The sequence below is a fragment of the Hymenobacter citatus genome, assembly GCF_014333615.1.
GTDB lineage: Bacteria > Bacteroidota > Bacteroidia > Cytophagales > Hymenobacteraceae > Hymenobacter > Hymenobacter citatus.
This window is the reverse complement of the sequence record NZ_JACSCY010000021.1, coordinates 12,493-33,738: the sequence shown is the minus strand read 5'-3', so window position 1 is coordinate 33,738 and position 21,246 is coordinate 12,493. Positions and strand designations below refer to the sequence as shown.

Sequence of the window (21,246 nt, the reverse complement as noted above, 5' to 3'; positions counted from 1 at the left end):
AACCGCTGGCCCCTACCCTACTTACTTTTTGCCGGGAATGCGCAACACTGTGAAGGAGTGCGGCGCCAGCGTGTAGCTCACGGCGCTACCCGAGCCTACCCGGAAAGTTTCTTCCTTAGGCGCCAGCTTCATGGGCTCCTTCAAGCTGTTTTGCAGCTGCAAGTCGTTGCTGGCCATCACGGTCGCCTTGCCGGTTTTGCCTACCTTCTTGGCGCCCGCCAAATTCAGGGTAACGGGGCGGGCCGCGGTGGAATAGTTGATGAGCTTTACCACTACCTCACCGGTCGGTTCGTCGGCTACAGCACTTACAAACAGGTTATCGGTGCCGTTTTTGGCGTTGCCGGGTAGCTGCACGGGTAGGATAGTGGTGCCTTTGTTGAGGCTGAACAGCTTCTGCACGTAGTAGCTGGGCGTGCCGTACGAGTTCAGGTTGTTGAACCAGATTAGGTCGGGCGTCCACTGCCAAGCGTCTACGTTGGCAAATAGTGGAGCGTAGGAGGCCATTTTTACTACCTCCCCATTGCGCTCCAGACCCGTCATAAACGCGGCTTCCGAAATGGCACAGTCCCAGGTGTTCTTGTTCTCGGGGCTGGCAATGGCCACGCTCTGGGCAGCATACTCGCCAGCAAAGATTTTAGGACCAGTGCGGGGGTAGTCGTCGTAGCGGCCTACGTTTTGTCGGAACCACTCCGGCTTGGCATAGTAGTGCTCGTCAATCAGATCAGCCTTCAACTCCCGAAACTGCGCGGTAGCAAATTTAAACCGCTCGTCTCCCGGATCGGGTCCGGAGCTGGCCACCAGCTCAATGTTGGGGTATTTGGCTTTCAGGGCCTTCACAAACGGCTTGTAGCGCTCAATATACTGTGGACCCCACTGCTCGTTGCCGGCCCCAATCATTTTCAGGTTGAAGGGCGCCGGGTGGCCCATGGCGGCGCGCTTGGCGCCCCAGGGGCTCGTAACGGGACCATTGGCAAACTCCACCAAGTCCAGCGCATCCTGGATAAACGTTTCCAGGCTGATGTCGTCGGCGTGGTTGTGGGCTTCGGCACCAGTTACTACAGCACTAGGGCCGCCGGGCGTGGTGGCGCTCAGGGGCGCTTGCTCGGCCGAGTTGAACTGGCAGGCCATTCCAATGTTCAGGATGGGTAGGGGCTCGGCACCCAAGTCTTCGGCCAGCTGGAAATATTCAAAAAAGCCCAGCCCAAACGACTGGTAGTAATCGGGCGTGTAGCGGTGCGAAAACTCGGTGTTCCAGCGGTTTATCAGCGAAGCGCGGGAGTTCACGTCGCCAATAGTTTCCTTCCACTGGTAGCGCTGGGCCAGGGTGCGTCCTTCCACAATGCAACCGCCGGGAAAGCGCAGGAAGCCGGGCTTCATGTCCTTCAGCAGCTGCACCAAATCGGTGCGCAGGCCGTTGGGGCGCTTCATCCAGGTGTCTTTCGGGAACAGCGACACCACGTCCAGATCAGCCGTACCGGCGCCTTCCACCGTCATTTTCAGGTGCGCTTTGCCGCTGGTGGCGCTGGGGCGCAGCACGGCAGTATACTGCTTCCATTCGTTGGTGAGGCCGCCTACCTTGGTTTGCGCCAGCGCGTTGCCTTTCTCGTCTTCTAGCGTCACGGTCAGGCCGCTAATGCTGCCGGGGCCGCGTCGGGCATACACCGAGAAGTTGTAGTCTTCTCCTTGCTTCACGCCCATACCCCGGAAGCCTTCGTTCGTCAGGCCAGCATCGGTGCTGCTGGTGCGGGACGTCAGGCGCAGGTAGTGCGTGTTGGATTTGCTGATGGGCTGCTCGCTGAGCACGGTGTACTCGGTGAGAGCCGAGCCGCCTTTGATGGCCTTCCAGCCAATAAGCCGGTCATCCGTCTCAAACGACTTGTTTTTCACCAGCTCTGGGTACAGGCCACCATCGGCCGCGAAGTTGATATCCTCGAAAAACAGCCCGAACATATTCTTCGGCACCGGCGCTACCGGCTTGTTTACCTGCACGGTAATAGCACTTGGCGCTTGCGCAATCGATTGTGTGGTGCCTGCTAAAAAAAGCCCACCAAACAGGGCTGCTTTTGCGAGACGAGAAAAGGAGTGAGTGGGAGTAGTAGCCATAGGTGTGAGTAAGCGTTAAGCAGAAGCTTTCGTTTCCTTGAAAGCGATATTACAACTTTTTTTAGATACAAAGGCCCCGGCCATGCGACATTTCACGGAGAGAAATGTCGCATGGCCGGGGCCTTACGTAGCTAGGCAAAATTTACCAAAACTTGACGTACAGGGCCGTAATCATCAGCAACGTAATGACAATCAGCGTCATGATGCTGGGGCTAACCCGGAACAGGCTGCGGTCTAAGTGCAGGGCTTTGGGGTTGATAACCGGCCCGAGCAGGCTCATGCCAATCATCAAAATTGCCGTGAAAGCAAATGCGAGGCCCATGCAAATCAGGAAAGGAATTTCATAGGCGCCTTGCCCATTGGGGAAAGCCGAGTACAGAATGGTTTCGGGGCCGAATACCGATACAGCGTAGTTGTTGAAAAACACCGATAGCACGAAGCCCGCCAGCATCCCGGCAATGGCAGCCTGCGCCGTGGTGCGCTTCCAGAACATGCCCAGTACGAACACCGCCACGATACCGGGCGAGATAAAGCCCGTGTATTTTTGAATGTAGGTGAAGCCACCTTCGCCGCCAATACCCAGCAGGTCTTTCCAGGTCAGACCAATAGCCATAACGGTGGCCGCCAGCACCGTCAGACGGCCAATCCATACCAGTTGCTTTTCGTCAGCTTCCGGTTTGAGGTAGCGCTTGTAGATGTCGAGGGTGAAGATGGTGGAAATCGAGTTGGCCTTACCCGCCAGCGAGGCTACGATGGCGGCCGTGAGGGCGGCCAGCGACAAGCCCTTCAGGCCGTTGGGTAGGAAGGTCAGGATAGCGGAGTAGGCGTTGTCGGCGTTGAAGTTGCCACCGGGCGCCATTTCGCCTTGCAGGCCACCGTTTTTGTGCAGCACGTAGGCCGCAATACCGGGCAGCATTACAATCACGGGCATCAGGAGCTTCAGCATACCGGCGAACAGGATACCCGTGCGGGCCGTTTTCAGGTCGGCGCCCAGGGCGCGTTGCGTGATGTACTGGTTGCACCCCCAGTAGTTCAGGTTCACAATCCACTGACCAGCCGCATACATAGCAATGCCGGGCAGCATCAGGTACTTGTTGATTTCCACCTGCGGCGTGTCGGCCGTGGGCTTGTCAAACATCAAATGGAAGTGGTCCCCGGCGTCGCTCATCATGGCGTTGAAGCCCGCAATGGCGTCGTGCCCCAGGCCAAACCGCTCGCTCACCAGCGTGAGGGCCAGGTAGGTGGTAGCCAAACCACCTACGATGAGCACGGCCACCTGAATTACGTCGGTGTAGCCTACCACCTTCATACCACCCAGGGTGATAATTACGGCAAACACGGCCAGCGCTACCATAATCATGTGGAAGCTCTCGCCGCCGCCTACTAGGTTGCTGATAGCCAGCGCCCCAAGGTAGAGAATGGATGTGAGGTTGACCAGCACGTACAGAAACAGCCAGAAGATACTCATAATCAGACTCAAAGTGGCGTTGTAGCGCTGCTCCAGAAACTGCGGCATGGTGTAAATCTTCTGCTTGAGATAAATCGGCATGAAGAACACCGCCACCACAATCAGCGTAATGGCCGCCAACCATTCGTAGGCAGCCACGGCCACGCCTACCTGAAATCCGTTGCCCGACATGCCAATGAACTGCTCGGCCGAGATGTTGGAAGCAATCATAGATGCCCCGATGGCCCACCAAGTGAGCGAGCCCTCGGCCAGGAAGTAATCCTGAGTGGTCATCTGAGCTTTCTGCTTGCTCTTGTAGACATAGAAGCCATAGGCTGCTATGCCCACGATGTAGAGCAGAAAGATGGATAAATCTAACGTGTTAAAGCTGTTCTGCATGCGGATTTAAAAACGGGTAGGAAAGTGAATGAAGGGCCAGGGGGCCTAACGCCCCCCGAAAGCTACTTCATTATAGCGTAATTCATTCTTGAAATTGCGCAATTTTGTATCGGCATCGATTACGAGGAACTCAATGCCAGCCATTTCCGCGAAGTCTTCCAGATATTCTACCGTCAGATTTTGGCTGAAACCCGTGTGGTGAGCGCCACCGGCCAGAATCCAGGCAGCTACGCCGGTGGCCATATCGGGCTTCACCTTCCAGAGCACGCGGGCCACGGGTAGGTTGGGCAGCTCCTGCTCAGGCGCTACGGCTTCTACCTCGTTTACAATCATGCGGAAGCGGTTGCCCATGTCCACGATGGTGGCGTTCAGGCCTTCGCCGGCGGGGCAATTGAACACCAGGCGCACGGGGTCGGCTTTGCCGCCAATGCCCAGCGGGTGAATCTCGGCGCGCACCTTGCCCTCGGCAATGGTGGGGCAGATTTCGAGCATGTGCGAGCCCAGCACCTGGTTGTTGCCTGGCGCGAAGTGGTAGGTGTAATCTTCCATAAAGGAGTTGCCGCCGGGTAGGCCGGCACCCATCACCTTCATGGCGCGCACCAGGGCCGAGGTTTTCCAGTCGCCCTCGCCGCCGAAGCCGTAGCCCTCGGCCATCAGGCGCTGAGTGGCAATGCCGGGCAGCTGGGCCATACCGTGCAAATCCTCGAAGGTGTCGGTGAAGCCCTTCGCCTTTTTGTCCTGCAAAAACTGGCGCATACCGGCTTCAATCTTGGCAGCTTCGCGCAGGCTCTCACGCTGGCTGCCTCCTTCTTTCAGCGTATCGGCCAGCTCGTACTCGCGCTCGTAAGTAGCCAGCAGCTCGTCGATTTGCGCGTCGGTTACGGCGTTTACTACCGCTACCAGGTCGCCAATGCCGTAGGTGTTCACGGAGTAGCCAAACTTAATTTCGGCTTCTACCTTGTCGCCCTCTGTTACGGCTACGTAGCGCATATTGTCGCCGAAGCGCACGAAAGCTGCCCCTTGCCAGTCGGCCCAGGCGCAGGCCACGCGGCTCCACACACTCAGCTGACGCTGGGTTTCCTCAGCTTCCCAGTGGCCCACAATCACCTTGCGTTTCACGCCCATGCGGGCCGTGATGAACCCAAACTCCCGGTCGCCGTGCGCCGATTGGTTGGTGTTCATGAAGTCCATGTCAATCTCACCCCACGGAATATCGCGGTTGAACTGGGTGTGCAGGTGAGCCAGCGGCTTTTTCAGGATTTTCAGGCCGTTGATCCACATTTTGGCCGGCGAGAAGGTGTGCATCCAGGCAATCAGGCCCACGCAGTTTTCGGCCACGTTGGCTTCCTGCACCAGCTGGTAAATCTCCTCCGGCGTCTTCAGAATAGGCTTGAAGACGATTTTGATGGGCAGCTTGGTATCCAGCTCAGCGGCAATCTGCTGCGAGTGGGCGGCTACTTCCTCCAGGGTTTCGGGGCCGTAGAGGTGCTGGGTGCCGGTGATAAACCAGGCTTCGTACTGTTTGAGGTCAAGCATTGTATTTAGCTGTTAGCTATTAGCTGTTCGCTGATAGTTTTTTTGGAAGTTGAAATCTGAAAATTAGAGCTAGAAGCTATTCTAGCTCCCCTCCTTTTTTAAGGAGGGGTGGCCGAAGGCCGGGGTGGTAAAATCGTTGTTGATGTTGTCATGCTGAGCTTGTCGAAGCATCTCTACTACTTCGTCCGATAGTAATTGAATTACTCACGGTAGAGATGCTTCGACAAGCTCAGCATGACGTTCTAGCTTTCGTTCTCACAGCGTTACCACGCCCTACCCCCTCCTTAAAAAAGGAGGGGAGCTAAACCTAGCTTCTAGCTTTTCAGCTCTGGCCGTAGTAAGAGTTGGCGCCGTGCTTGCGCTCGTAGTGTTTTTTGATGAGGGAGTCTTTCAGGCGGGGCACATCGGGGCGGAGGGTGCTGCTGAGGTAGGCCATGCGGGCCACTTCTTCCAGCACGGCGCTGTTGTACACGGCTTTTTCCACGGTTTTGCCCCACGTGAAGGGCGCGTGGTTGCTGAGCAGTACCATCTCTACCTCCGCGGGCGAGAGGCCGCGCCGCTGAAACTCGTTGATGATCTGCCAGCCCGTCTGATGCTCGTAGTCGCCAGCAATCATGGCGTCGTCCATGGGCGGGGCGCAGGGCACGTCGGCGGTGAGGTGGTCGGCGTGGGTGGTACCCAGCACCGGAATGTCCAGCTGCGCCTGGGCCCACGCGGTGGCGTAAGTGGAATGCGTGTGCACAATGCCACCAATCTGCTCCCAGTGGCTATACAGCACGGCGTGGGTTTTGGTGTCCGACGACGGCCGCTTCTCCCCTTCCACAATCTTGTTGGCGAAGTCGACAATGACAATGTCCTCGGGCCGGAGCGTGTCGTAGGGCACGCCGCTGGGCTTGATGGCAAACACCCGGTTTTCGCGGTCAACCACGCTGGCGTTGCCGAAGGTGAAGAGCACCAACCCCAGCTTGGGGAGCTGCATGTTGGCGTCGTAGCAGGTTTGCTTCAGGTCTTGGTACTGACTCATGCGGTGGCAGTGGCCGCTTCCGCGGTCTGTTTATCGCCCAGGGTAGCCGTTTCCACGAACTTCCCGAAGGCTTGGTATTTTTTATAACGAGCGGCGTAGTCGGCCACGCGGTCGGGCTGGGGCGTGTAGGTTTCGGCAAAGCCGCTACCCATGGCACGCTGGGCCGTGAGCACATCGGCATGGATACCGGCGGCTACGGCCGCGTACATGGCGGCACCCAGGGCCGGGGCCTGCTCGGAGGTAGCAATCTTGATGGGGCGGTCGAGCACGTCAGCCAGCGTCTGCATGGCAAAGCGCGACTTCTTGGCCACGCCGCCAATGCCAATCACCTGCTTAATCGGAATCCCTTCGCTCTCGAAGCGCTCCACAATTTGCTTGGAGCCGTAGCAAATAGCTTCTACCAGTGCCCGGAACACTTGCGGCGCACCCGAGCCCATCGTCAGGCCCATGATGGCACCTTTCAGCGCCTGGTTGGCGTCGGGCGTGCGGCGGCCGTTCACCCAATCCAACGCCAGTACAGCCGACTCTTCGGGGTCAATCTTCTCGGCGGCAGCAGTCAGCTCCACAATCAGGTTGCCGCGCAGCTCCTCACGCAATGCCTCCATTTGTTCCGATGAAACCACCGTGGACTTGGGCAGCATCGTGCGCAGGGGCCAGTCGATGATCTGCGTGAACCACGCCAGCAGGTCGCCAAAAGCCGACTGGCCGGCTTCCAGACCCAGCATGCCGGGGATGACGGAGCCATCTACCTGGCCGCAAATGCCCTGCACCAGCTTGTCGCCTACCTCGGCAGTGGGCGCCACCACAATGTCGCAGGTGCTGGTGCCCATTACCTTCACCATCGAGTAGGCCTCAATCTCGCCGGCCACGGCGCCCGCGTGGGCATCAAATGAGCCCACGGCCACTACCGTGTCGGTAGTAAGACCCAGGCGCTCGGCCCACTCCGCGGAGAGTGTGCCAGCTACCTCATCGGCGGTATAGGTTTGCTCGAATAATCGATTGCGTAAACCGGCAAGTTTTGGTTCCAGCAAGGTCAGAAACTCCTCAGAGGGTAGGCCGCCCCAGGTCTCGTGCCACATGGCCTTGTGGCCGGCGGCGCAGCGGCTACGCTTGAACGAGGCCAGGTCTTGTCCGGTGAGTAGCAGTGTCATCCAGTCGCAGTGCTCCATCCAGGAGTAGGCGGCCTGGGCTACGGCTTCATCCTCGCGCACCACGTGGGCAATCTTGGCCCAAAACCACTCCGAGGAGTAGATGCCGCCCTCAAACTGCGTGTAGTCGGGGCCGCCCCAGGTGCGGGCCTTTTCGTTGACTTCCGCCGCCTCGGCCAGGGCCGTGTGGTCTTTCCACAGCACAAACATGGCGTTGGGGTTTTCCTCGAAGCCGGGCGTCAGAGCCAAGGCTACCCCCTGCTCGTTCACAGCGCCCGGGGTAGAGCCAGTGGTATCAATGGCAATGCCTTTGATCTGCTCGGCCGGCACTTGCTGCGCTACCTGGCGCACCGTGGCCTCCAGCCCTTCGATATAGTCAAGCGGGTGCTGGCGGAACTGGTTTTTCTGGGGGTTGCAGTAGGCGCCCTGCTTCCAGCGAGGGTAGTAGTGCACGGCCTGAGCTACCTCGTCGCCGGTCTGGGCATTTACGAGCAGCGCACGAACCGAATCGGTGCCATAATCAAGGCCAATGACGTAGGCAGGATGATCAGTCATGAAGTTGGATATGCTGATGATTAGAGGAATAGAACGTCATTTCGAACACGTTGCGCATCAAGCAACATGTTCGAAATGACGTTCAGAGTATAACGTTCTGACAGGCGGGCGGCAAGCCGTCTCTACTTCCGTACTCCAAACTTGAAGATGGTGGTGGACTGCAACGTGTCGCCTGGCTTCAGCGTGGTGCTGGGGAAGGCAGACTGGTTGGGCGAGTCGGGGAAGTGCTGGGTTTCCAGGCAGAAACCGGCATTTTTGCCGTACGTCGTGTTGTTCTTACCCGTGAGGGTGCCGTCAAGGAAGTTGCCGGTGTAGAACTGTACGCCGGGCTCAGTAGTGGTTACTTCCAAGGTGCGGCCCGTGGTAGGCTCGTATACTGAGGCGGCCTGATGCATGCCGCTGGGGTTGTTCAACACCCAGTTGTGGTCGTAGCCGCCGGGCACCTGCGCAATCCGCTCGCCAATGGCGTGGGGGGTCGTAAAGTCGAAGGGGGTGCCCTTCACCGGGCGTAGCTCGCCCGTGGGAATCAGTTGGTCGTTCACTACCGTGTAGCGGTCGGCCGGAATCATTACCTGGTGGGCCAGCACATCTTTGCTCTGCCCCAGGGCCAGGTTGAAATAGCTGTGATTGGTGAGGTTGACGGGGGTAGCCTTATCAGTGGTAGCCGAATAGTCGATTTTCAGCTCGTCGTTGTTGGTGAGCGTGTACACCACCGTGACCTGCAAGTTGCCGGGGAAACCTTCTTCGCCGTCCTTGCTTAGGTACGTGAGCGTGAGCGTCTGGCCATCGGCCGAGGAGCCGGGCTTGGCATCCCATAGCACCTTATCAAACCCTTTTTTGCCGCCGTGCAGCGTGTTCTGTCCGTTGTTCTGAGGTAGGGAATACGTCTGACCATCCAGCGTAAACTTACCGCCTTTGATGCGGTTGCCGTAGCGCCCAATCAGCGCTCCAAAATAGGGTCCAGACTTCAAAAACTCCGGGCTTTGGTAGCCGCCTACTTTGTCGAAACCCAATACAATGTCCCCTAGCTGACCACTTTTGTCGGGTACCATCAGGGAAGTAATGGTGCCGCCGTAGTTGGTGATGGTAGCCTTCAGGCCGTGGGCGTTGGTGAGGGTGTAGAGCTGGGCTTCAGTGCCCTCGGTGGTGTTGCCGAAGGAAGTGGAAACGGGCATAGCAGCGGAGGTTTGGGTGGAGTCGGCAGTGGCGGCCGTGGTGGCGCCGGCTTCGGTGGTAGTGGGGTTTTGGTTGCAAGCAGCCAGCAGCAGAGTTGCGAACAGGCCGCTGGCGAGGTAGCCAGCGTAGCGAATGTGTGTCATCAACGGAAAAGAACAGGTGAAGGGATAGGTGGCAAGTAATGAAAACGTATGCAGAAAAACGCAGTGTTACAGATAAAAACGCCCAAGCTGATTTCCTTAAAACGCTTCCGTGTTCTATCCTTTCAACAAGAGTGTCGCGGCTCTCTATTACGCCTATAAGTGCTAAAAACCCGGATTGCGCACGCATTTCTGCATGTGGTACTGGTTTTCGCGGTGTAAAGTAAAGATTCTATTTTACGTACACAATCGTTTGTGTATTTAATCTTAACTGGTACAATTCTGCATGACAGCAATTACCCGCTACTCAGCGTACTGTCACCTTCTGCACTAGGCGTTTAGCCCCTCGTTGCACCTGCACCATATACATTCCACCAGCTAATTTCGCTTCAACGGTCAATTGCGTTTGCTGCGGCCCAAACTGCTGGTGGTATACCTCCCTACCCTGCCAGTCGAAGATTAGCACGGTGGCTACACTTCCTGTTTTTTGCTCGCCTAAGTCAACCGTGAAGTTGCCCTGTTCGGCTGGTATCGGGTAAATGCTGACACCAGTTAGTAACTGGCTAGGTAGGGTAGCGGTGGTTACGCCCGCCGGACTCAGCGTCCAGCGCTGGCAGGGGCAACTATTGTAATCCCATAGTCCTAGCTGCTGCCCAGCTACGGTGGAAGCGTTCGGAACCTCTATTACACGGTTGCCATTTGCGGAGGCAAACACGAGCGTACCATCGTTGGCGCGGTCGATAGAAAACCGCTGGCAAGTCAACCCATTGTACGCAAAGAGTTGCAGCTTGGCCCCCGCGTCAGCCGAGCAGCCCATTACATCCACGGCCAGCCCGCCCAATGCATTCGTGATTTTGTACTCGCCGTTGCCCAAGGTTGCGAAATCCCATTGTTGGCAGGTGAGGCAGCTGGGCGTACCCTGCGCCACCATTTGCCCCGAGGCTCCCGTGCAGCCCCAAGCGTCCCATATGAGGCCACTCAACTGGTTTTTGACTTCGTAGCGGCCGGCGGCTACCCACTCGCGGCTGACCACAGGCCAGCCTGCAGCATCCCAGGTGAGGCGAGCCAGCCCGAGCTTGGGCGCCCCGTTATCATAGCCATCGTAGTAGTGGTGCGAGAAGTAGCTCACGCCATTTTCGGTGAAAATGCCCGCGTGGCCCGGCCCGATATAGCGCCCGGCCGAGCCGAGCACGGTAGTACCGCCCAGGCTGTTCAGGTCCTTGCCTTCTTTGTCTAAGAAAGGTCCCGCTGGCGTAGCGGCGCGCCCTACCTGAATATAGTATGTGCTATTGATGCCTTGGCAGCAGCTACCGCGGTTGATGAACAGGTAGTAGAAATTGTCGTGCTGTACCAGATCGGGGGCTTCTACCCCACCGTTGGCCAGGGCGTAGCCTGTGCTGCTCAAGGGCTTGCCGGTGGTAGCATTTAGCTGAGTGGTCCGAATACCGCCGAAGTAGGAACCATACGTGAGCCACACGTTGCCGCTGGCGTCGCGCAACACGGCGGGGTCAATGGCATTGGGGCCGCTGCCGGCTACGGAAGAAACCACTTCGCCCTGGTCCTCCCACTTGTAGTTGGCGTTGGCAGGATCCAGCGTTGCGTTGGTAGCCAGGCCAATGGCCGACACCTGCGAGCCGAACGTGGAGCAGGAGTAATAGAGGTAGTATTTGCCATTCATATAAATACACTCCGGCGCCCAAAAAGTACCCGCAAAGCCTGGCACCTTGGCGTTGATCCAGCTAGGGTAGGCGTTGTTGACAAACACCGCCCGCGGCGAAGGCGTCCAGGTCACCAAGTCCGTGGAATACATATTATAAATGCCTTGTCCGGTCGTGAATACCCAGTACTTGTTGCCTTCCTTCACGATAGTGGAAGGATCGTGCGAACCGTAAAACCCCTGCAGCGCATAGGTGCGAAGGTTACTGATGCTCAGTAGCAGTAGCAGCAGCAACAAGCGCCGGATGGCGCCAGCGAGACGAGCATGAAACGGAATGAGTAGTAGTGTAGGCATAGCGGTGGGTTTTAGAGAAGCATGAGAACACGGGTTCTTACTCGCTGCTGGGCTGTGTATTGAGCGTGCTGATGGCTACGGGCGTGCCGTCGGGGTTCTGGGTGAAGGATGCATGCGCGGGTTGTAGCAGCTTTGCCCAGCACATGAGCTGATGCGATACATCAGCTTAGCCTGCGTGCCCTTTCTAGATGTAAAAAACCGTTGTGCCCAGTAGCGCAGGTATGGCTGAGAAGCCCCTGGGAGAAAACCAGTTTGGTCGATTTGCCCCAGGACGCTGATACACTGATGGGGCACCGGAAACAAGCTGTTTGCAACCGTTGAAAGCAACACAGCCGTTTCAAGCTACTGCCCGAAACGGCTGTTTTATTCCCGCTATACCAGTAACGTATTAGTAGCCAGGATTCTGCTTCACATTGGGGTCAATATCGATATCCCGTTGTGGAATGGGTAGCAGCTTGGAAACACCCAGACGGAAGTTGGTAAAGTCCGAATCGCGGCTGGTTAGCTCCGTGATGCCGGCCTGGTTATCCATTAGGCCATAGCGCAGAATGTCGAACCAACGTGTACCCTCGCCGGCCAGCTCCTTAGCGCGCTCCGTGCGAATAAGCTGGCGCATGGCCTCCTGCGAATAGCTGCCTGCGAGTGAGGCCAGCCCTACCCGGTTGCGTACGCGGTTTACCAACGGTAGCGCGTCGCCTACGCGGTTTAGCTCAGTCAGCGCTTCGGCCTGCATCAGCAGTACGTCGGCGTAGCGAATCACGCGGAAGTTGATGCCTGAAGTGAAATCCTCGGGTGTTGTGCGCGTGCGGTCGTTCAGGTACTTGCGCCAGTATTGCTGGTTGGGGTTGTAGTTGCGCTCTACAATCAATTCCGCAAAAGTTTTGCCGTAGAAACGATCAGGGTTCCGAGCGCTGATGATGGACACGTCCCGGCGCGGATCAATCATATGCCGGGTGGTGCTCCCAGGTGCAAATGCAGTGGTAGAGTCGGTGTAGGCGTTCAGCAACCACAAACGAGGTTGCACGTCGGCGAAGCTGTAGTAGGGAGGCCCAAAGAAGTTGGGCCGGTCATACCCTTCCGACGCCGACGCATTGTCCTGGCCCTGGCCTACGTCCAACGGTGAGTTTACGTATTGAATCTCGAATACCGACTCGCGGTTGTTCTCGTTGGCATCCGTGAAGTTATCGAGGTAGTTGGCCACTAAGTCGTACTGGCCCGAGCCGATAATCTGGGTAAACAGGGCCGATGCCTCGCTGTATTTGCGCTGCATCATGTAGGTTTTGGCCAGTAGGGCCTGAGCAGCTCCTTTCGTTACGCGGCCCTTCTCAGCATCGCCATATGACAACGGCAGATTAGGAATAGCAGCCGTGAGGTCGGCAATGATCTGTTCTTCTATCTGGGCCGTAGTAGCCTGCGGCGCACGGGTAGTCACCACGGGCTCTACCAGAATCAGGGGCACGTTGCCGAAGAAGTAAGCCAAGTCGAAGTACGACAGTGCCCGCACAAATTGCGCCTCCCCGAGCAGGCGGTTTTTCAGCGTCGCGTCCATGTCGATATCCGGCACGTGGGTCAGCACCTGGTTGGTGCGGAAGATGGTGCGGTAGTAGTCGTTCCAGGCGAAGGACGAGATAAAGAAGTTGTTGTCTGGGGTGATGAAGCGCGTAAAGTTGGCCAGCTCTACAAAAGGGCTCTGGCTGTACGACTCGTCGGAGCGGGCGGCCATAAACTGCCAGGAGTGGCCGTAGCAGGCATACTGCTGCAAACCCGAGTAGCAGGCATACACGCCTTTAATGGCATCGTCCTGGGTTTTCCAGAACTGCGAGGTATCGGGAGCGTTTGGATTGCTCTGATCCAATAAGTCTTTCTCGCAGCTCGTAGTCAGCAGCAACCCGCTGGAGAGCAGAAAGAGAGCGGCTATCTTATGTATTTTCATTGGTTTAGTACAGATTGGGTGGGTAGAGCCTGCCCACATATAATGGCAGGCCCACCGCAGTTATTAGAAATTCACTTGCAAGCCGCCAATGAAGCTGCGCACGTTGGGGTAGGAGCTGTTGTCTACGCCGCGGCTGTAGAAGCCTGTGCCGGTCGTCTCTGGGTCGAAGCCCGAGTATTTGGTGAAGGTCACGATGTTGCGGCCCGTCACGTATACCCGCACGCTGCCCAGGCTAGGCACTTTGCTGGTTATGCTCGCAGGTAGCGTATAGCCCAGCTGCACGTTTTTTAGGCGTACATAATTGCCATTTTCCAACCAGCGCGTGCTGTTGAATAGCGCGTTAGAGGCGGCCGCTTGCCCTAGGTTACCTAAGCCACCACCCTGCAACAGACGCGGTGTAGTGCTCGAAGGATTGTCAACCGACCACGGAGTCACGTCGGCGTCGTAGTTATTGGGGCCGTTGTAGCTTTCCAGCGCCAGTTTGGCTTGGTTGTACACCTTGTTGCCGCTGGAAGACTGCAGGAATACAGACAGGTCGAAGCCTTTATAGGCGGCATTCAAGTTCAAGCCCATCACCAGGTTGGGGATGGATTTGCCTGCGAATACGCGGTCGGCATTATCGATCTTGCCGTCGTCGTTCACGTCTTTATAACGCACATCACCAGCCGAGGCGTATGGCTGAATGATAGTACCATTGGAGCTTTTGTAATTTGCTACCTCATCATTCGATTGGAAAATACCATCGAACGGAATCAGGTAGAACTCGCCCAGCGACGTACCTAATTGCGAGCGGGTTACCCCTTCGCCACCGCCAAACGTTTGTCCTACGGTCGGTACGGCCGTGATTTCGTTTTTGAGGGTTGTCAGGTTGAAATCGGCGCCGTAGGTGAAATCACCTTTTGTCTCGTGGTAGCCCAGGCCTAATTCAAAGCCCCGGTTCTCGATAGTGCCCGCGTTCTGGTAGATGTCGTTGCCGAAGTGGCCGAGGTAGGTGAGCACCTGCACTGGCGCCAGCGCGTTGCGGGTTTCAGAAATATAATAATCAGCCGACAAGCTCAAGCGACTGTCGAGCACGCCCAAATCCAGACCAATATTGCGGGTGCGACGGTCTTCCCACCGAATATCGGGGCTGGCCAGTGCCAACTGCGAGGAGCCGTTTACAATGGTCTGGCCGGTGCCGATAACGTAATTCACGTTTTGCCCAATGATGGGGTAGGGCAAGTAACTGCCCCCGTAAGGACCATTCAGCGCATCGTTGCCATTAGTGCCGTAGCTGGCCCGCAGCTTCAGGTTGTTGATAGCCGGCACAGCATCTTTGAAAAAGTCTTCCTCGCTGATGCGCCAGCCTAGCGAAGCTGCCCAGAAATTACCCCACCGGTTCTCAGGGGTGAAGCGCGACGACCCGTCGCGGCGGGCACTCAGCGAGGCCAGGTAGCGGTTCTTGTAGTCGTAGGTAGCCTGCCCAAAGAAGGAGCGCTTGGTGTACTCAAACGAGGCTCCTTGCACCACCCCTACCCGTGGGCCAGCGCTTAGCTCGAAGTAATACTGCGGCGAGCTAGTGAAGCCTTGTGCGCCTGCCTGCACGTTGTGCTGCTGAAAGCTCTGCTCCGAGTAGCCCAACAAGGCATTCACGCCGTGGTCACCGATACGCTTGTTGAAGTTCAGCGTGTTCTCGGCCAGCAAGAATAGGTCGTAGCCTAAGAATTCGTTTAGCGACGACGTATTGATGGCGGTGTTCTGCCGTATGATACCCAGTTTCTGCGCATCGGCGTTGCTGTAGGTATGGCCATCCATAGCCACATTCAGCCGGTAAGTCAGAAAATCAAAGAAAGAGTACTCGGCACTAACGTTGCCTGCCAACCGGTTGTCTGCCTGCGTGCGGCGTAGTAGCGACTGTGCTCCTATAGGGTTGGTAGCAAACGAGTTCAGCACCGATGAGCCCGTACCAAAGCCCCCCGGATTTGCCGGGTCGTATACCGGAATACTAGGAATAATTGTCAGCACATCAATAAACGGCGCGCCATTCAGCAGTGTCGTGTTGATATGCGTGAGCTGGGCGTTTTCCTGCAGGCGGAAACGCCCTTTCGTGAGACCTGAGTTTAAACGCAAGCTGTATCGCTTGAAGTCAGGACCTTTCACGATGCCCTCCTGGTGAAAATACTCACCCGAAATCAGGTAGTTGGAGCTATATTTTTCTCCCGAAGAACCGCCCGAAAAGGAAAGGTTGTAATCTTCCAGCGTACCGGTTTGGAAGAATTCCTTTTGCCAGTCGGTATCCACATTGGGGTTGAAGGCCCCGCCGGGACCTTTAACGGCCCCAGCCAAACTGTTTTGGCCGTTGTTGAGTGGGTCTAGGCCAGCATTACGATACGCAATAACAGCACGATCTGCCCACTCGCTGGCATTGGTCAGGTTGTAGGTTTTATACACATTATCGACGCCCCGGTAGCCATTGAAGCTAATGGATGGCGCCCCCGCCTTACCTTTTTTGGTGGTAATCTGTACTACCCCGTTGGCTCCCCGCGAACCATACACGGCCGTAGAAGAAGCATCTTTCAGGATGTTCAGCGTCTCAATATCATTGGGGTTCAGGTCGCGGATGTTATCCGTCCATAAACCATCGATGATGTACAAAGGGCCACTGCTGGCATTACCCAATGTGCCAATACCACGGATATTGATGATGGGTGTGGCGCCGGGGCCACCCGAGCCCGTTACCTGTACGCCTGCTACCCGCCCCTGCAACGCCTGCGTAACGGTAGGCACCGGCGTCTTATTCGCTTCTTTTATATCCAGCGGCGCCACAGCGCTGGTCACGTTCTGTCGGTTCTCGGTCAGGTATCCTACCACCACCACATCGCCCAAGGCCCGTGAGTCGGGCGCTAGTGCCAGGTTGATTGTGGTGCGGCCGCCCACAGTCACCTCCTGTGCGGCATACCCCACAAACGAAAACACCAGGGTAGCACCGTCGGGTACGGTTAGAGTGTAGCGACCATCGGCATCGGTTTGCGTGCCATTGGTAGTGCCCTTCACTACCACGTTCACGCCGGGTAGGCCGGTTCCTTTCTCATCTACTACACGCCCCGTTACGGGCGCATCGGCAACAGGCAGCAGAGTACCCGCTAGAAAGCCTGTTGCGGGGGTAGCTGCCTGCGCTGCCAAGGGTAGCAAGGGCAAACCACACAATAGCACCGGAATAGCCAGCCGGCGTAGTTTGGGTATTGTCTTTCTCATAAAGAAGAAAATGGGAATTGAAATTTCAATACTCACAAACGATTGTGTAAAAAAATATCGCAATCGTTTGTGTAGGCAGAGCAAAAAAATAGGCAAAAGCCTTCTGAAAAAGGAGGGAGCTGCTGTAAAGTGGCCTGAATCGCATACTAGGGCCTTTCTTACTACAACTTGTTCCGAAATATAAGAATGTTATCTAAACTTTATCGTTTGTGTAATAGCATAAACAAATTTTTCTCTTTCAAGTAATCAGCAGTATTACAACGTTTGCACTCTGCGCCCTTACCTCCACTTACTGTTACACCAAAGCAGTACTTTGGCTGTCAGAAACAGGTATGCTTTGCCAGCAGCAGGCTGAGGCGGCGTGTCCTACCTGCTATTTTCTTCTGTGGTGCCCTTGTTGCGCCTAATACTACCGCTCTGTGGCTGCCGATTTTTTCTTGTTTGTTGATACGGAAACCACGGGCTTGCCCACTCGCTGGGACCAGCCATACGCAGAGGAAAGCCACTGGCCCCACATTGCGCAACTGGCCTGGCAGGTATACACAGCGGCCGGCGAGCTGGTGCGCGCCGATGAAGCGTATCTGCGCGTACCTGCTGGTACTATGCCCGCCGAAGCTGTTGCCATTCACGGCCTTACTGAAGACTTTTTGCACACCCACGGTGCCGCGCCCCGCCCCGTGCTGGAGCGCCTGCACCACGACCTGCTCCACTACCGTCCGCAGGTAATCGGCCACTTTTTGCAGCTCGATTTTCACGTGCTGGGCGCGGCGTTTCAGCGGGTAGGCTTGTCGAATCCGCTGCCGGCCCTGCCGCAGTTCTGCACCATGTTCAGCAGTCGGCCGCTGAGCCTGCGTGGGCATTACCTGAAGCTAGCCGACTTGCACGAATATCTTTTTCAGGAACCGCCGCCCCGCCTGCACGATGCTGTGGGCGACGCTGCTGCCACAGCCCGCTGCTTTTTTGAAATGCGCCGCCGGGGGGTGTTTGCTGCTTCCGCCCCTACCCTACCGCGGTTGGTGCCCCCGGCGCCCCGCTCTTTCTGGGCACAACACCAACTACCGATTACCATCGGGTTGGCGTTGTTTTTTCTCCTTCTCTACTGGTTGATCTATGGATAACGTCCTGGCTTTTTTGCGCAACGTCGAACCCTTCCAGCTCCTGCCCGATGACGTGCTGGCAGGGGTAGCCGATTTGGTAGAGGAAGTGCACTACCCCCGCGAAACGCTGCTCTACCAACAAGGCACTAGCAAGCTACGGGCGCTGGATATCATTGTAGAAGGCGCCTACGACACCTTTTTCTACGATAGTGAGCAGCATAAGCGCCTACCCCTCACCTACCCCGCTGGCACCTGCTATGGGGGCATTTCCATCCTGCTGCACAAAAAACGCTCTATCCGGACGGTGGTGGTGCGCGCCCGTACGCGGGTGCTCACCCTCCCCCGCCGCGACTTCCGGGCCCTGTGCGTGTCCTACCCCGCGTTCTTTCATTTTTTCACGGCACGCTACGGCGAGCAGATGCTGAACGAGGAGTTTGCCCATTTTGTGAAGCCCCGCGACACGCCCGAGCAGAATTTCCTGGTGGCCGACCAGCTGTTTTCGCGCCGGGTAGAAACGCTGGAAATGCGCCCCATCACGGCCTGCACGCTGGATACGCCCATTTTCGAAGCGGCACAGCGCATGGCCGCTGCTAAGGTGAGCTGCCTGTTTGTGACCGATACCGAGGGCACCATTGTGGGCTACTGCACCGACATCACCCTGCGTGACTCCGTGATTGCGCAGCGCCTCGACGCCAACCGCCCCGTGGCCGATGTGCTAGCCACGCCATTGGTCACGGTCAGCAGCGGGGCCTATGTGTATGAGGCCATTCTGAAGATGTTTCAGACCAAAACGCGCTACCTCCTGGTAGAGCGCGAGGGCGAGTTTCTGGGCTTCCTGAGCCGCAACAAACTGCTCAGCGACTTGGCCCAGTCGCCGTTTATGTTCATTCAGGCTGTGAAGCTGGCCCAGAGCACCCACGAACTGAAGCGCCGCTGGGACCAGGTACCCGAGATTGTGCAGCAGCTGCTGGGTAGGGGCGTGAAGTCGGAAATCGTGAACCAGGTGATTACGGCCGTGGCCGATGCCATTGCCCTCAAGGTGATTGACAATGTGCTGGCCGAGCACGGCCCGGCCCCGGCGCGCTTCGTGTTTATGGTATTGGGCAGCGAGGGTAGGCAAGAGCAAACCCTCGTCACGGATCAGGACAACGCCATCATCTACGAAGACAAAGCTAACGAGCAGCGCGAGCTGGTGCGGGCGTATTTCCTGCGCTTCGCGGAGGCCGTGTCCGATCAGCTCAACCACATTGGGCTGCACTACTGCACGGGCGGCTTCATGGCCAAAAACCCGAAGTGGACGCACTCCCTCTCGCACTGGAAACGCAACTACCAGGAGTGGCTGCGCGAGTCGAACCCCGAAAACGTGATGCGCTTTGCTACCTTCTTTGACTGCCGCTACCTCTACGGCGACGAGTCCATTATGGACGAGCTGCAAGCCTTTCTGCATGAAGAACTCCAAAAGCCGTCCGAGCGCTTTTTCCGGTTTATGGCTCAGAATGCCTTACAGTATGAGCCGCCGCTTACCTTCCTGCGCAACATCCGCACCTTCGTGCAGGGGACCCAGAAGGTGTTCGACCTCAAGCGTACCATGACGCCCATTGTGGACCTGGTGCGGGTGTACGCACTGCAACACCAGATTTTCCGGACCAACACCGGCGAGCGGCTGGCCCTGCTGCGCGAGCGGGGCGTGTTCCGCGAAAAAGAATACCAGGAGCTGCTACAGGCGTATTACTACCTGATGGGCATGCGCCTGCACAAGCAGGCCACCCAGCTCCTGAAAGACCGCACGCCTCCCACCAACTACGTGGATCCTACTACCCTCACGCAGGTGGAACAAGTCACGCTGAAGGAGATTTTCAAGGTGATTCAGGACTTTCAGCTCAAGATCAAGGTAGGCTTCACGAAGTCGTTTTAGGGTGTGCCCTCCCAAACAGCCATTCGTCCGCGTTGTAGAATAGCCGCTATTCTACAACGCGGACGAATGGCTGTGCGCCTATTCCACGTACTCGTTCGGGCGTAGCTGTAGCTATTGAAGCAGCAGAGCAGCAGGAAAACCACCGGATATGAAATAGCATCACAAAGAAGAGTAGTGAAGTGGAATAACGCTGCTATACGCAGAATGTGCGTTCCAAACAGCTATAGGGGTTTACTGAGGACCATTCGGAGGCTGATAGAAGCAGATTTGCAGCGCCGCGGGAAAGCAAATACACTTTTTTGCGAACCGTTTACCGCTCTGCTTCGTCCAACCTAGCCAGGACTTCACCTAACCTCTTTCTATGCATAGAACACTTCTACTTTTATTTCTCTGCTTTCTCAGTACGCTGTGCCACGCGCAAGACCAGGACAACAAGGACGAGGAGAAGCCTACCCTGAAGCTAGGCGGCGCACTGCGCTTTAATTACAACCTCTCTACCTGGAAACAGGACCAGGTGGAGCGGGGCGGTGATTTCGGCTTTGATATGTTCCGCATCAATGCGAAGGCCGCCTATAAAGGCATCAAGCTGAACGCCGAGTTTCGGCACTACTCTCAGGCGTTTGGGGGGAGCTTTTTGAAGCAAGGCTGGTTTCAATACGATTTCTCGGAGGCTGCCCAACTTCAGGTAGGACTCAACCAGGTGCCCTTTGGCATTCAGCAGTACAACTCCAACAACTGGTTTTTCAACATCACCTACTACCTGGGGTTTGAGGATGACCACGACATGGGCGTGAAGTACATCCACGACCGGGGCCGCTGGCAGTGGCAGGCGGCCTATTACAAAAGCGCGGAGGATTTCGTGTTCAGCTCGGCCGAAGCTAGCCCCAACCGCTACTCCTACGACGTGACCGGGCGCAACAAGGAGAACAACCAGCTAAATTTTAAACTGGTCCGGCGCCTCGACGACAGCCTGGCCCACGAGCTGGGCGTTTCTCTACAAGGCGGCCTGCTCTACAACCTGGATACCAGGCGCAACGGCACCCGCTATGCCGGGGCGGTGCACTACGAGTTTAAGCCTGCCCACAGCCCCTGGACTATCAAGCTACAGGCCATGCGCTACCGCTTTCAGCCAAAATATGCCAACGGTGCCGGCTTAAATTTCGTTGAGATGGGGGCGTACGGCGCCAACTACAAGGTAGCGACCAGGGGCGACCTGTATACAGCCAACGTCGCTTACCGTCTCCCCATCGAGACCCGCTTGCTGCAAAGCATCACCTTTTACGACAACTATGGATACTACCACAAGGGTATCCGTGGCTTTGAGAACTCGCACATGAACGTGCTGGGGGCCTTGTTTGCGGCTGGCCCTATGGCCATTTACACCGACGCCGCTTTCGGCTACAACCATCCGTGGTTGGGCCCTGAATGGGAAAATGCTTTTACTAGCGGCACTCCCGGCAACACTCGCTGGCACATGCGATTCAACATCAACATGGGCTACTACTTCTAGAAATCAACAGCACTGCAT

The 21,246-nt window shown here is 56.8% G+C and carries 12 protein-coding genes; 3 read left to right on the top strand and 9 right to left on the bottom strand.

From position 1 onward, the window contains the following. Positions 1-21 precede the first annotated feature (21 nt). From H8B15_RS19015 to H8B15_RS18975, 9 genes are all read right to left on the bottom strand, one after another. Complete coding sequence (locus tag H8B15_RS19015) at positions 22-2,103, bottom strand: alpha-L-arabinofuranosidase C-terminal domain-containing protein (RefSeq protein ID WP_187321238.1); 2,082 nt, start codon at positions 2,101-2,103, stop codon at positions 22-24. Between the two features lie 142 nt (positions 2,104-2,245). After that, on the bottom strand, positions 2,246-3,949 hold the full coding sequence (locus H8B15_RS19010; RefSeq protein WP_187321237.1) for a sodium:solute symporter family transporter: 1,704 nt from the start codon (positions 3,947-3,949) through the stop codon (positions 2,246-2,248). Positions 3,950-3,994: 45 nt separating this feature from the next. Continuing rightward, entirely contained in the window at positions 3,995-5,485 is a 1,491-nt protein-coding gene (gene araA, locus H8B15_RS19005) for an L-arabinose isomerase (RefSeq protein WP_187321236.1), read from the bottom strand. Between the two features lie 322 nt (positions 5,486-5,807). Beyond that, complete coding sequence (locus tag H8B15_RS19000; protein WP_187321235.1) at positions 5,808-6,509, bottom strand: L-ribulose-5-phosphate 4-epimerase; 702 nt, start codon at positions 6,507-6,509, stop codon at positions 5,808-5,810. Continuing rightward, entirely contained in the window at positions 6,506-8,212 is a 1,707-nt protein-coding gene (locus tag H8B15_RS18995; RefSeq protein WP_187321234.1) for a ribulokinase, read from the bottom strand. Before H8B15_RS18995 ends, H8B15_RS19000 begins: the two co-directional genes overlap by 4 nt. 122 nt (positions 8,213-8,334) lie before the next feature. Continuing rightward, positions 8,335-9,531, bottom strand: a complete 1,197-nt coding sequence (locus H8B15_RS18990) for an aldose epimerase family protein (RefSeq protein WP_187321233.1) — start codon at positions 9,529-9,531, stop codon at positions 8,335-8,337. 304 nt (positions 9,532-9,835) lie between these two features. After that, positions 9,836-11,539 carry a family 43 glycosylhydrolase gene (locus tag H8B15_RS18985; RefSeq protein WP_187321232.1) on the bottom strand — a complete coding sequence of 568 codons (1,704 nt, stop codon included), beginning with the start codon at positions 11,537-11,539 and terminating at the stop codon, positions 9,836-9,838. A 388-nt stretch (positions 11,540-11,927) separates the two neighbouring features. Then, on the bottom strand, positions 11,928-13,472 hold the full coding sequence (locus tag H8B15_RS18980; RefSeq protein WP_187321231.1) for a RagB/SusD family nutrient uptake outer membrane protein: 1,545 nt from the start codon (positions 13,470-13,472) through the stop codon (positions 11,928-11,930). Between the two features lie 63 nt (positions 13,473-13,535). Continuing rightward, positions 13,536-16,706, bottom strand: coding sequence for a SusC/RagA family TonB-linked outer membrane protein (locus tag H8B15_RS18975; RefSeq protein ID WP_187321230.1), 3,171 nt, complete (start codon positions 16,704-16,706; stop codon positions 13,536-13,538). Positions 16,707-17,125: 419 nt separating this feature from the next. Between H8B15_RS18975 and H8B15_RS18970 the strand changes: the two genes are divergently transcribed. The 3 genes from H8B15_RS18970 to H8B15_RS18960 all read left to right on the top strand — a co-directional run bounded on the left by H8B15_RS18970 (position 17,126) and on the right by H8B15_RS18960 (position 21,228). Further along, positions 17,126-17,824, top strand: coding sequence for an exonuclease domain-containing protein (locus H8B15_RS18970; RefSeq protein WP_187321229.1), 699 nt, complete (start codon positions 17,126-17,128; stop codon positions 17,822-17,824). Continuing rightward, positions 17,817-19,718 (top strand): DUF294 nucleotidyltransferase-like domain-containing protein, encoded by a 1,902-nt coding sequence (locus tag H8B15_RS18965; protein ID WP_187321228.1) that lies wholly within the window; start codon positions 17,817-17,819, stop codon positions 19,716-19,718. Before H8B15_RS18970 ends, H8B15_RS18965 begins: the two co-directional genes overlap by 8 nt. 361 nt (positions 19,719-20,079) lie before the next feature. After that, on the top strand, positions 20,080-21,228 hold the full coding sequence (locus tag H8B15_RS18960; protein WP_187321227.1) for a hypothetical protein: 1,149 nt from the start codon (positions 20,080-20,082) through the stop codon (positions 21,226-21,228). The last annotated feature ends 18 nt before the right edge of the window (positions 21,229-21,246 follow it).